Here is an 11,987-nt window from a genome sequence, read left to right as displayed (position 1 = left end):
GCTGACATGAGTTTGAAGTGCGGGATCGTGGGCTTGCCGAACGTGGGCAAGTCCACCTTGTTCAACGCCCTGACGAAGGCGGGTATCGCCGCCGAGAATTACCCTTTCTGCACGATCGAACCCAACGTCGGCGTGGTGGAACTGCCCGATCCGCGGCTGGGACAGCTGGCCGCGATCGTCAAGCCCGAGCGCATCGTGCCAGCCATTGTCGAGTTTGTCGATATCGCCGGGCTGGTCGCGGGCGCCAGCAAGGGGGAAGGGCTGGGCAACCAGTTCCTGGCGCACATCCGCGAGACGGATGCGGTGGTCAACGTCGTGCGCTGCTTCGACGACGCCAACGTGATCCACGTCGCGGGCCGCGTCGATCCGGTGTCGGACATCGAAGTGATCCAGACCGAGTTGTGCCTGGCCGACCTGGGCACGGTGGACAAGACGCTGGCGCGCTACACCAAGGCCGCCAAGTCGGGCAACGACAAGGAGGCCGCCAAGATGGTGCAGCTGCTGCCCAGGGTGCAGGCGGCACTGGACCAGGGCCAGCCGGTGCGCACGCTGAAGCTGACCGACGAGGAGAAGGCGCTGCTCAAGCCCCTGTTCCTCATCACCGCCAAGCCGGCGATGTTCGTCGGCAACGTCGACGAGAACGGCTTCGAGAACAATCCCTATCTCGACAAGCTGCGCGAATACGCCGCGACGCAGAACGCGCCGGTGGTGGCCATCTGCGCCAAGATCGAGTCCGAGATCGCCGACATGCCGGACGAGGACAAGAAGATGTTCCTCGCCGAGATCGGCCAGGAGGAGCCCGGCCTGAACCGCCTGATCCGCGCGGCCTTCACGCTGCTGGGCCTGCAGACCTACTTCACCGCCGGCGTGAAGGAAGTGCGCGCCTGGACCGTGCCCATCGGCGCCACCGCGCCCCAGGCCGCGGGCGTGATCCACACCGACTTCGAACGCGGCTTCATCCGCGCGCAGACGATCGCCTTCGAGGACTACGTCGCGCTCAAGGGCGAGCAGGGCGCGAAGGACGCGGGGAAGATGCGCAGCGAAGGCAAGGAATACGTCGTCAAGGATGGCGACGTGATGAACTTCCTGTTCAATGTTTGAGGCCCCGGCGAACGCGTGACCTGCCGCGACGGGCGGCCTTCCTGTCGCCGTCTCGCCACGAAAACTCCTTCCCCTTCTTGCCAGCCGCGTGCGCGGCCCGGTAGATTGCGCCCACCTGCCGCAGAGCAGGAGAAGAACAACAAGCAACGAGGAGGGGTCCCGTGTCCATCCCGAACGCGTGCCGCGCCGCGGCACTGCTCGCGCTTGCGCTGCTCGCCGGCTGCGCGGCCGAGGTGAAGGTGGTGCCAGCGCAGCTGGCACCGCTCACGCACGCCGCGCCGGAGATCGTCGCGGCAAGTGACCTGCCCGTGCGGCTGTCCACCGGCTATACGCGCACGGTGCCCCGACAGAGCCGCTGGAAGGCGGTCGGCTCGCTGGCGCAAGGCACCGTCTACCAGCCGCTGAACACCGTCTTCGCGATCGAGGGCCGGCACATGCACGAGGCCTGGCTGGTGCTGCGCGGCGGTGCCCTGCAAGGTTTCTGGCTCCCGGGGGAGGACCACTACGCCGGCCTGGAGCAACCCATTCCATTCCCGCTCGAAGGAGGAGCATTCCGATGAAACGTCACTTCCTGAAACTCGCCCTGCTGGGCACCGTCGTGGCCCTGGCCGGCTGCGCCGCCAGCGGCGTCAAGCACGACCAGATGGCCGCCAGCATGCCCAGCCTGAAGGCGGGCCAGGGCCGCATCTACTTCTATCGCACGTCCTCCATGGTGGGCGCGGCGATCCAGCCGGACATCCGCCTCAATGGCCAGGTGGTCGGCGCGTCCAAGCCGGGCGGCTTTTTCTACGTCGACCGGCCCGCCGGCAGCTACGTGGCCAGCAGCAGCACGGAAACGGAGAAGACGCTGTCGTTCACGCTGCAGGCCGGCGAGACCAAGTACATCCGCTCGTCGGTCGGCCTGGGCATCGTCGCCGGCCGCGTCGTGCTGGAGCCGGAGAACCGCGCCAAGGCGCTGGACGAACTCAACTCCCTGAGCTACACCGGCTCGGTCGCCGCGCGCTGAAGCCCTTCGCCGCGCGCGCGTGCAGATCTCACTGCAATCGCGCGCGGCCGCTTCCATCATGGGCGGACCGGAGCCGCCCATGACCCCCAGCCACCGCTTCCTTCTGCGCCTGCGCCAGCGGGCGGTGTACTGCTACGAGCTGCTGCTGTATGCGCTGCTGCTCGCGCTGGTGTTCGCCGTCGTGCTGGCGGCTTCGCCGGCGACCGGCGACGACGTTCAGTGCGGGAACATCCAGAGCAGCGCCATCGTCATCACCATGTAGCGCAGGAACTTGCCCACCAGCATGTAGGCCGTGCAGGGCCAGAAGGGCAGCCGCAGCCAGCCGGCCACGGCGCACAGCGGGTCGCCGACGATGGGCAGCCAGGCGAGCAGGCAGGCCTTGGGGCCGAGCTTTTCCAGGAAATCCAGCGCCTTCAGGTGGGTCCTGGAATGGCGGTACTTGTCCACCGCCTGGTGCGTGCCGTAACCCATCCACCAATCGAGCATGCCGCCCAGGGTGTTGCCGATCGTCGCCACGACGATGGCGCTCCAGAACAGGTCGGGGTTGAGCTTCAGCAGGCCGAACAGCGCCGGCTCCGAACCAATGGGCAGCAGCGTCGCCGAGATGAAGGCGGCGACGAAGAGCGTGCTCAGGCCGTATTGCGGCAGCGCGAGCAGCGCGAACAGTGTTTCCATCCAGGCAGGCATTGCGCGCGCATGATATCGGGCCGGCGAGGGCCATTGGCTTGATCTGTCGCAAGGAGCGATTTCAGACACTGAAACGTCCCGGGCCTACAATCGTGCCTCTTTTTTCGGCAGCCCTCCCATCCCTCCCATGCGCATCGGCCCTTACACCCTCGCGAACAACGTGTTCGTGGCGCCGATGGCGGGAGTGACGGACCGGCCCTTCCGCCAGCTGTGCCGCGCCTTCGGCGCCGGCTACGCGGTCAGCGAGATGGTGACCTCGCGCAAGGAGCTCTGGAACAGCCTGAAGACGTCGCGCCGCGCCAACCACGACGGCGAGCCCGGCCCCGTGGCCGTGCAGATCGCCGGCACGGACGCGCAGATGATGGCCGAGGCGGCCGCCTACAACGTCGAGCGCGGCGCCCGGATCATCGACATCAACATGGGCTGCCCGGCCAAGAAGGTGTGCAACAAGTGGGCCGGCTCCGCGCTGATGCAGGACGAGCCGCTCGCCGTGGCGATCGCGCAAGCCGTGGTGGACGCGTGCGCGCCGCATGGGGTGCCGGTCACGCTGAAGATGCGCACGGGCTGGTCGGCGGACCACCGCAATGCGGTGGCGCTCGCGCGCGCCTTCCAGGACTGCGGCGTGCAGATGCTCACGGTGCACGGCCGCACGCGCGAGCAGGGCTACAAGGGCCAGGCGGAGTACGCCACGATCGCGGCCGTGAAGGCGGCAGTGGGCATCCCGGTGGTGGCCAACGGCGACGTCGTGTCGCCACGCAAGGCGCGCGAGGTGCTCGCGGCCACCGGCGCCGACGCGGTGATGGTCGGCCGCGCGGCCCAGGGGCGACCCTGGATCTTCCGCGAGATCGTGCACTTCCTGGCCACGGGTAAGGAGCTCGCGCCGCCGCTGGTGGCCGAGGTGCAGCGCGCGCTCGCCGCCCACCTGCAGGACCATTACGCGCTGTATGGGAAATTCACCGGTGTGCGCAGCGCGCGCAAGCACATCGGGTGGTACGTGCGAGCGCTTCCTGGAGGGGAGGCGTTCCGCGCGGAGATGAACGCGATCGAGGACAGCACGACGCAGCTGTCCGCGGTCGACCGCTTCTTCGAGGGCCTCGCGGCCCGGATGGACCGCATGCCGGTCGCGTCCGCCGCGGGGGTGGAGGAGCTTGCCGAGAACGAAACATGAGCAAGAAGCACATCGAGGAGTGCGTCCGTGCGAGCCTGGAAGGCTATTTCCGCGACCTGCGCGGAACCGAGCCCGACGGCATGTACGAGATGCTGGTGAAGGTGGTGGAGAAGCCGCTGCTGGAGGTGGTCATGGCCAAGGCCGACAACAACCAGTCACGCGCGGCGGAATGGCTGGGCCTGAACCGCAACACGCTGCGGAAAAAGCTGATCGAACACAAGTTATTGAAATGAACGCCCTCATCTCCGTTTCCGACAAGACCGGCATCGCCGAACTGGCGCAGGCCCTGCACGCGCTGGGCGTGCGGCTGATCTCCACCGGCGGCACCGCGAAGCTGCTGGCCGACAAGGGACTGCCCGTCACCGAGGTAGCGGAGCTCACGGGCTTCCCGGAAATGCTCGATGGCCGGGTGAAGACCCTGCATCCCAAGATCCACGGCGGCCTGCTCGCGCGGCGCGACCTGCCCGAACACATGGCGGCGCTGCACCGGCACGCCATCACCACGATCGACATCCTGGTGGTGAACCTCTACCCCTTCGAGCAGACCGTGGCCAAGGCCGGCTGCACGCTGGAAGAGGCGATCGAGAACATCGACATCGGCGGGCCGGCCATGGTGCGCAGCGGCGCCAAGAACTGGAAGGACGTCGCGGTGCTCACCGATGCGTCCCAGTACGAGAAGGTGATCGGCGAGCTGAAGGCCTCCGGTGCCGTGTCGCTGCAGACGAAATTCGCGCTGTCCGTCGCTGCGTTCAACCGCATCAGCAACTACGACGCGGCGATCAGCGACTACCTGTCGTCGTTGCAGCCGGATGGCTCGCGCTCGCTGTTCGCGGCGCAGGCCAACGGCCGCTTCGTCAAGATCCAGGACCTGCGCTACGGCGAGAACCCGCACCAGCAGGCCGCGTTCTACCGCGACCTGTATCCGGCGCCGGGCTCGCTGGCCGTCGCGCAACAGCTGCAGGGCAAGGAGCTTTCGTACAACAACATCGCCGACGCCGATGCGGCCTGGGAATGCGTCAAGAGCTTCGACACGCCCGCCTGCGTGATCGTCAAGCACGCCAATCCCTGCGGCGTGGCCCTCGGCAAGGACCCGCTGGAGGCGTATTCCAAGGCATTCCAGACGGATCCCACCTCTGCCTTCGGCGGCATCATCGCCTTCAACCGGCCGCTCGATGGCGCGGGCGCGCAGGCGGTAGCCAAGCAGTTCGTCGAGGTGCTGATGGCGCCCGAGTTCACGCCCGAGGCGCTGCAGGTCTTCGCCGGCAAGGCCAACGTGCGCCTGCTGAAGATCGCCTTGCCGCCCGGGGGCGACCGGCCCTGGGACAAAGGCCAGAACCTCATGGACATCAAGCGCGTGGGCTCGGGCCTGCTGATGCAGACCGCGGACAACCGCGAGCTGGCGCTGTCGGACCTGAAGGTCGTCACGCGCAAGCAACCCACGCAGCAGGAGCTGCAGGACCTGCTGTTCGCATGGAAGGTCGCCAAGTACGTGAAGTCCAACGCCATCGTCTTCTGCAAGGACGGCATGACCATGGGCGTGGGCGCCGGCCAGATGAGCCGCCTCGACTCCGCGCGCATCGCCAGCATCAAGGCGCAGCACGCGAAGCTGTCGCTGGCGGGCACGGCGGTGGCAAGCGACGCCTTCTTCCCCTTCCGCGACGGCCTGGACGTGGTGGTGGACGCGGGCGCCACCTGCGTGATCCAGCCGGGCGGCTCGATGCGCGACCAGGAGGTCATCGACGCCGCGAACGAGCGCGGCGTGGCGATGGTGTTCAGCGGCGTGCGGCACTTCCGGCACTGAACGGCAGACCGCCGCACGCTTGAAGCTCAGGCCAGGGTCGCGAACACTTCCCTTGCCGCCTGCACCGTCGCCGCGATATCCTCGTCGCTGTGGGCCGAGGACACGAACCCTGCCTCGTACAGCGCCGGGGCGATGTACACGCCGCGATCGAGCAGGCCGTGGAAGAGGCGACCGAATTTCGGCGCATCGCTTTGCATCACCTGCGAATAGTTCTGCGGCAGCTGGGGCAGCAGGAAGAAGCCGAACATCCCGCCTTCGCAGTCGGCGCTGAAGGGCACGCCCGCTGCGGCGGCCGCCGACGTCAGCCCGTCCACCAGCGTCCGCGTCTTCTTCGCCAGCGCCTCGTAGAACCCGGGCCTGGCGATCTCCTGCAGCGTTGCCAGGCCGCAGGCGGTGGCCACCGGGTTGCCCGAGAGCGTGCCGGCCTGGTAAACCGGCCCCAGCGGCGCCAGGTTTTCCATCAGCGCGCGCGGGCCACCGAAGGCCGCCAGCGGCATGCCGCCGCCGATCACCTTGCCCAGCACGGTCATGTCGGGCGCGAAGCCGGGGATCTGCTGCGCGTAGACGCCTTGCGCGCCGCGCAGGCCGACGCGGAAGCCCGTCATCACCTCGTCGAACACCAGCAGGGCGCCGTGCTGCGTGCACAGCTCGCGGCAGCGCTTCATGAACGGGACGCTGGCACGCACGAAGTTCATGTTGCCCGCGATCGCCTCGATCACGATGCAGGCCAGGTCCCGGCCGTGCGTGGCGAAGGCCTCTTCCAGCTGCGCGATGTTGTTGTATTCGAGGACCAGCGTGTGCTGCACCACTTCGGCCGGCACGCCGGCCGACGTCGGATGGCCGAAGGTCGCCAGGCCCGAGCCGGCCTTCACCAGCAGGGCGTCCGCATGCCCGTGGTAGCAGCCTTCGAACTTGATGATGCGGTTGCGGCCGGTGGCCCCGCGCGCGAGGCGGATCGCGCTCATGGCGGCCTCGGTGCCGGAGCTCACGAGCCGCACCATCTCCACCGAGGGCAGGTGCCGGACGATCTCCTCGGCCAGTTCGATCTCGCGCTCGGTCGGCGCGCCGAAGGAAAAGCCGTCCTGCGCGGCGCGCTGCACGGCCTCGAGCACGCGCGGGTGGCCGTGGCCCAGGATCATGGGACCCCAGGAGCCGATGTAGTCGATGCAGCGCGCGCCGTTGGCGTCCCAGAAGTAGGGGCCTTGCGCGCGCTGGACGAAGCGCGGCGTGCCGCCGACGGCGCGGAAGGCGCGCACCGGCGAGTTCACCCCGCCGGGGATCAGCGCGCGGGCGCGCTCGAACAGTTGGACGTTGCGGTCAGTGTTTGATGTCATGGGCGGGGAGGTCGAAAACTGCGGAGGGACTCGCCTCCTCGTCGTCGGCTTCCCCGGCATCGGGCTGCGCCCAGAACAGGCGGTCGGGCACCACGTTGCCCATGCCCGGGCGGAAGCCGCCATCGAGGCAGCGGTCCAGGTAGGAGAGCGCTTCCACGGACGCGGCCGCCAGGTCGGCGCCGCCCGCGACGAGCGCCGCCAGCGCGCCGGACAAGGTGTCGCCGGCGCCGGAAAACACCGCGTCGAAGCGCTCGAACTTCTCGCTGGCCAGCACCGTCTGCGGCGTGGCGAGCACGTTCTCCACGAACTGGTCGGGCAGCGGCACGCCGGTGACCAGCGTGTAGGGAACGCCCATGTCCGCGGCCGCCTTGGCGAGTTCGCGCGGGGTGGGGCTGCGCTCGTTGTTCCACTCCGGCAACAGCCAGCGCCACAGCGTGCTGTGGTTTCCAACCAACACGGTCGTCTGCGGCAACATCAGTTCGCGGAACGCGTCTTCGTACAGGTCCGTCGCGTCTTCTTCCCACCAGGAAAGCGACGGCATGTACGAGATGACGGGCACGTCCGGGTAGTCGGCGGCGATCTCCGCGATGGTGCTCAGCGTCTCCGGACTGCCGACGAAACCGACCTTGATCACCTGCACCGGCACGTCCTCGAGGATCGTGCGCGCCTGCTCTGCGACAGCGTCTTCGTCGAAGGCAAAATGGTCGAAGACTTCACCGGTGTCGCGCACATACGCGCCGGTCACGACCGGCAGTGGATGCGCGCCCACCGATGCGATCGCAGTGACGTCGGCAGACAGGCCGCCGGCGCCGCTCGGGTCGCTTGCGTTGAACACCAGCACGCAGGCCGGGCCCTGCTCTTCGCTCTCTGGCGCGGAGGGCTTGGTCTCGATAGGTGTGGAATTCGTCATGGGCCCGTGATCTTCCCTGCGGCGCCTCACCGTGATGGTAGGCAAAGGGCCTAGATACAATCGTTGCATTCTAGATGAAGGCACTTTAAGCTGTGACTGAGACGACGACCAAGACCTGGATGTGTCTGATCTGCGGGTGGATCTACGACGAAGCCGCCGGTGCACCAGACCACGGACTCGCCCCCGGAACTCCGTGGGAGCAGGTGCCGATGAACTGGACCTGCCCCGAATGCGGGGCCCGCAAGGAAGACTTCGAGATGGTCCAGATCTAACAAGAATTCGATTCGCGGCGTTGGGACGCACCCGGGAGGGAATGCCGCACCTTGGAAGTTAAAAAACGAGGAGAGGCATCAATTGAGCACCACTGGATTGAAGGTGTTGGTGATCGATGACAGCAACACGATCCGGCGCAGTGCGGAGATCTTCCTGAAGCAGGGCGGCCACGAAGTGATGCTGGCCGAGGATGGCTTCGATGCGCTGTCCAAGGTCAACGACTACGAGCCCCACCTGATCTTCTGCGACATCCTGATGCCGCGGCTGGACGGGTACCAGACCTGCGCCATCATCAAGCGCAACCTCAAGTTCTCCGCCGTTCCGGTCGTGATGCTGTCCTCCAAGGACGGCGTGTTCGACAAGGCCCGCGGCCGCATGGTCGGCTCGCAGGACTACCTCACCAAGCCATTCACGAAAGACCAGCTGCTGCAGACCGTGCAGCAGTTCGGCAGTGCGACATAAGAAGGAGAGATGCAATGGCCATCCGCAAAGTGCTCGTTGTGGACGATTCCAAGACCGAGCTGATGTTCATGACCGACCTGCTGCAGAAGAACGGGTTCTCGGTCAAGACCGCCGAGAGTGCCGAGGACGCGTTCCGCCGCCTCGGTGAAGACAAGCCGGACCTGATCCTGATGGACGTGGTGATGCCCGGCCAGAACGGCTTCCAGCTCACGCGCGCCATCACCCGCGATCCGCTGTACGCCGACGTGCCGATCATCATGTGCACGAGCAAGAACCAGGAAACCGACCGGGTCTGGGGCATGCGGCAGGGCGCGCGCGACTACATCACCAAACCGGTGGACGCCGCCGAGCTCATGGCCAAGATCAAGGCCCTGGGCTGAAGCGGCAGCACCGGTAGCACGCTCCCATGGCCAACCGCGAAGCTCTCCGCGAACTGCAGAGCCGGCTGGCCAGCCGGCTGCAGGCCGCCCGCACCGAGGGTGTGCAGGCAGGCTGGCTCGCCGTCGAGGCGGCCGGCAGCAAGTACCTCTTCCCGCTCGCGCAGTCGGGCGAGATCTTTCCGTATTCGCAGACGCAGCAGGTTCCGTACACCCAGGGCTGGTTCCTGGGCGTGGCGAACCTGCGCGGCGGCCTCTACGGTGTCGTCGACCTCGCCAGCTACGTGAGCGGCAAGGCCCCGGTGCAGCGCTCCGACGCGGGCCGCGCCGAGTCGCGCCTGGTGGCGCTGAACGCGCTGCTCGACGTGAACTGCGCGCTGCTGATCGACCGCCTCGCCGGCCTGCGCAACACCGACGCCTTCGTCTCCTCGAACGACGCCCCCGAGGGCTCCCCCGAATACTTCGGCAGCGGTTACACCGATGCCGGCGGCGCGTACTGGCAGGAGATCAACCTGCAGGCGCTGTCACAACAACCGCAATTCCTGAGCATCAGCGCTTAGACCCCTCTCGAAGGCACACCATGTCCGCTGTCTTTTCACTGAAGAACCTGTTCGGCAAGAACCGTCCCGACGACGAGGTCGATCCGTCCGTCACGCAGGAGCTGAGCCTCGGGGGCACGCACGGTCCGACCACCACCACCGCCAGCATCGAGGCGGGCAGCACGCAGAACGACACCACCATCGGCGACGAATCGATCACCGAGGAAGTCGACGAGGCCGAGCTGATCCGCGTCCCGCTGCTGGGTCGCAAGACCGCCGCCACGCACCAGCGCACGCTCTTCACGCTGCTGTCGGTGGCGCTCGTCGCACTGGGCGGCGTGGCCTTCTACGCGGTGAACCAGGCCGACAAGATCGCCCAGCAGGTGGCCGGTACCGGCAACTCGCTGATGCAGTCGCAGCGCCTGGCCAAGTCGGTGTCGCAGGCCCTGATCGGCTCGCCCCAGGCCTTCCCCGACGTGAAGGAGTCCTCGCAGGTGCTGGCGCAGACCGTGCGCGGCCTGAAGGACGGCGACGCCAACCTGCGCCTGGCCGCCGTCGGCCCCGAGCTGCAGACCGAACTCAACGAGAAGGTGCTGCCGCCGGTCACGCGCGCCGAGAAGCACGCGCAGACCGTGCTGGGCCAGCAGAAGATCCTGACGCAGGTGGGCACCGCCCTGCGCACGATCAACCGCCAGTCCTCCGACCTGCTGGAGATCGCCGAGACGGTCTCCTCGCTGAAGCTGCAGCAGAACGCGAACCCGGCGGAAATCTCCGCCGCCGGCCAGCTGGTGATGTTGACGCAGCGGATCGGCAAGTCGGCCAACGAATTCCTGACCATGGAAGGCGTGTCGCCGGAAGCCGTGTTCCTGCTGGGCAAGGACCTGAACTCCTTCAAGGAGATCGCGCAAGGCCTGCTGGATGGCAGCCCCGAGCTGCGCCTGGCCGGCACCAAGGACGAACAGACCCGCGAGCGCCTGCAGGCGCTGCTGCAGCTGTACGAGCAGACCCGCACGCAGGCCGGCGCCATCCTGGGCAACCTGCAGGGCCTGGTCTCCGCGCGTGAGGCGCAGGCTTCGATCATTGCGGACTCCGAGCCGCTGCGCAAAGCGCTGGAAGACCTGCAGGGCAAGCTGTCCACGCAGACCGGTCTCGCCTTCTGGGAACTGGTCTCGCTGATCGGCGCCGGTGCCTTCGCCGTGCTGTGCGCCTTCGGCCTGGCCTTCGTGCAGCTGCAGGACTCGCGCACCCGCCAGGAACGCGCCGAAGCGCAGCGCCACGAGGCCGAGCGCCAGGAGCAGGAAGCCAAGCGCGTGAACGACGCCAACCAGGCGGCCATTCTGCGGCTGATGAACGAACTGCAGTCGGTCGCCGAGGGCGACCTGACCCAGGAAGCGACCGTGACCGAGGACATCACCGGCGCCATCGCCGACTCGGTGAACTACACGGTGGAAGAGCTGCGCCAGCTGGTGGGCAACGTGCAGAACACGGCCACCAAGGTGGCGCAGACGACGGCGCAGGTGGAATCGACCTCCACCGAGCTGCTGGCCGCCTCGACCGAGCAGCTGCGCGAGATCCGCGAAACCGGCCAGTCGGTGCTGGACATGGCGGGCCGCATCAACACGGTGGCCGGCCAGGCGCAGGAATCGGCCCAGGTGGCGCGCCAGTCGCTCAAGGCCGCCGAGTCCGGCCTGCAGGCGGTGCAGAACGCCATCGGCGGCATGAACGCCATCCGCGACCAGATCCAGGACACCTCCAAGCGGATCAAGCGGCTGGGCGAGTCCTCGCAGGAGATCGGCGAAATCACCGAGCTGATTTCCGACATTACCGAACAGACCAACGTGCTGGCCCTGAACGCCGCCATCCAGGCCGCGTCGGCCGGTGAAGCGGGCCGCGGCTTCTCGGTCGTGGCGGAAGAAGTGCAGCGGCTGGCGGAACGTTCCGCCGACGCGACCCGCCAGATCTCGGCGCTGGTGAAGGCCATTCAGACCGACACGCAGGACGCGGTGGCCGCCATGGAGCGCTCCACGCAGGGCGTGGTGGAAGGGGCCAAGCTGTCCGATAACGCCGGTACGGCTCTGACCGAGATCGACCAGGTGTCGCGCCGCCTCGCCGACCTGATCGAACAGATCTCCATGTCCGCCTCCCGCGAAGCCGAATCGGCCAACGTGGTGGCCGGCAACATCCAGCACATCTTCGCGGTGACCGAGCAGACGGGTGAAGGCACCCGTTCGACCGCGCAGCAGGTGCGGGAACTGACCCGCATGGCCGAGGAACTGCGCCAGTCGGTGTCCCGGTTCAAGATCGCCTAACAAGCGCCGGCGGGGCCGCA

The 11,987-nt window shown here is 67.5% G+C and carries 15 protein-coding genes; 12 read left to right on the top strand and 3 right to left on the bottom strand.

Annotation, left to right across the window (positions count from 1 at the left end):
- Positions 1–6: 6 nt before the first annotated feature.
- The 4 genes from ychF to AC3EGR_RS20580 all read left to right on the top strand — a co-directional run bounded on the left by ychF (position 7) and on the right by AC3EGR_RS20580 (position 2,369).
- Positions 7–1,101: a redox-regulated ATPase YchF gene (gene ychF / locus AC3EGR_RS20595; RefSeq protein ID WP_488548392.1), complete on the top strand. Its 1,095-nt coding sequence runs from the start codon at positions 7–9 to the stop codon at positions 1,099–1,101.
- A 161-nt stretch (positions 1,102–1,262) separates the two neighbouring features.
- Positions 1,263–1,661, top strand: coding sequence for a hypothetical protein (locus tag AC3EGR_RS20590; protein WP_488548391.1), 399 nt, complete (start codon positions 1,263–1,265; stop codon positions 1,659–1,661).
- Complete coding sequence (locus AC3EGR_RS20585) at positions 1,658–2,107, top strand: DUF2846 domain-containing protein (protein WP_488548390.1); 450 nt, start codon at positions 1,658–1,660, stop codon at positions 2,105–2,107. The genes AC3EGR_RS20590 and AC3EGR_RS20585 overlap by 4 nt, the downstream gene beginning before the upstream one ends.
- Positions 2,108–2,186: 79 nt before the next feature.
- The gene (locus tag AC3EGR_RS20580) at positions 2,187–2,369 is read left to right on the top strand and encodes a hypothetical protein (RefSeq protein ID WP_488548389.1); all 183 of its coding nucleotides are present in this window, start codon (positions 2,187–2,189) and stop codon (positions 2,367–2,369) included.
- Here the strand turns inward: AC3EGR_RS20580 and AC3EGR_RS20575 are convergent.
- Positions 2,324–2,794: a YqaA family protein gene (locus tag AC3EGR_RS20575; protein WP_488548388.1), complete on the bottom strand. Its 471-nt coding sequence runs from the start codon at positions 2,792–2,794 to the stop codon at positions 2,324–2,326. The genes AC3EGR_RS20580 and AC3EGR_RS20575 overlap by 46 nt on opposite strands.
- A 127-nt stretch (positions 2,795–2,921) precedes the next feature.
- Between AC3EGR_RS20575 and dusB the strand changes: the two genes are divergently transcribed.
- The 3 genes from dusB to purH are packed head-to-tail and all read left to right on the top strand — an operon-like array spanning position 2,922 to position 5,763.
- Entirely contained in the window at positions 2,922–3,962 is a 1,041-nt protein-coding gene (dusB, locus tag AC3EGR_RS20570; protein ID WP_488548387.1) for a tRNA dihydrouridine synthase DusB, read from the top strand.
- Positions 3,959–4,195, top strand: a complete 237-nt coding sequence (locus AC3EGR_RS20565; protein ID WP_187077929.1) for a Fis family transcriptional regulator — start codon at positions 3,959–3,961, stop codon at positions 4,193–4,195. The genes dusB and AC3EGR_RS20565 overlap by 4 nt, the downstream gene beginning before the upstream one ends.
- Entirely contained in the window at positions 4,186–5,763 is a 1,578-nt protein-coding gene (purH, locus tag AC3EGR_RS20560; protein WP_488548448.1) for a bifunctional phosphoribosylaminoimidazolecarboxamide formyltransferase/IMP cyclohydrolase, read from the top strand. The genes AC3EGR_RS20565 and purH overlap by 10 nt, the downstream gene beginning before the upstream one ends.
- A gap of 26 nt (positions 5,764–5,789) precedes the next feature.
- Here purH and hemL read toward each other — a convergent pair whose 3' ends face one another.
- Positions 5,790–7,097: a glutamate-1-semialdehyde 2,1-aminomutase gene (hemL, locus tag AC3EGR_RS20555; RefSeq protein ID WP_488548386.1), complete on the bottom strand. Its 1,308-nt coding sequence runs from the start codon at positions 7,095–7,097 to the stop codon at positions 5,790–5,792.
- Positions 7,081–8,007: a bifunctional hydroxymethylpyrimidine kinase/phosphomethylpyrimidine kinase gene (thiD, locus tag AC3EGR_RS20550; RefSeq protein WP_488548385.1), complete on the bottom strand. Its 927-nt coding sequence runs from the start codon at positions 8,005–8,007 to the stop codon at positions 7,081–7,083. Before thiD ends, hemL begins: the two co-directional genes overlap by 17 nt.
- A 119-nt stretch (positions 8,008–8,126) precedes the next feature.
- Between thiD and AC3EGR_RS20545 the strand changes: the two genes are divergently transcribed.
- From AC3EGR_RS20545 to AC3EGR_RS20525, 5 genes are all read left to right on the top strand, one after another.
- Positions 8,127–8,279 (top strand): rubredoxin, encoded by a 153-nt coding sequence (locus tag AC3EGR_RS20545; RefSeq protein ID WP_488548384.1) that lies wholly within the window; start codon positions 8,127–8,129, stop codon positions 8,277–8,279.
- A gap of 82 nt (positions 8,280–8,361) precedes the next feature.
- Positions 8,362–8,742 carry a response regulator gene (locus AC3EGR_RS20540; RefSeq protein ID WP_488548383.1) on the top strand — a complete coding sequence of 127 codons (381 nt, stop codon included), beginning with the start codon at positions 8,362–8,364 and terminating at the stop codon, positions 8,740–8,742.
- A 14-nt stretch (positions 8,743–8,756) separates the two neighbouring features.
- A complete protein-coding gene (locus AC3EGR_RS20535) occupies positions 8,757–9,122 on the top strand; it encodes a response regulator transcription factor (protein ID WP_171561237.1) in 366 nt (121 codons plus the stop codon).
- A gap of 26 nt (positions 9,123–9,148) precedes the next feature.
- A complete protein-coding gene (locus AC3EGR_RS20530; RefSeq protein ID WP_488548382.1) occupies positions 9,149–9,679 on the top strand; it encodes a chemotaxis protein CheW in 531 nt (176 codons plus the stop codon).
- Positions 9,680–9,699: 20 nt separating this feature from the next.
- A complete protein-coding gene (locus AC3EGR_RS20525) occupies positions 9,700–11,967 on the top strand; it encodes a methyl-accepting chemotaxis protein (RefSeq protein WP_488548381.1) in 2,268 nt (755 codons plus the stop codon).
- The last annotated feature ends 20 nt before the right edge of the window (positions 11,968–11,987 follow it).

The sequence above is a fragment of the Ramlibacter sp. G4-7 genome (assembly GCF_057784995.1).
The sequence above is the reverse complement of the archived record's forward strand: the minus strand, read 5'-3'. Positions and strand labels throughout refer to the sequence as shown.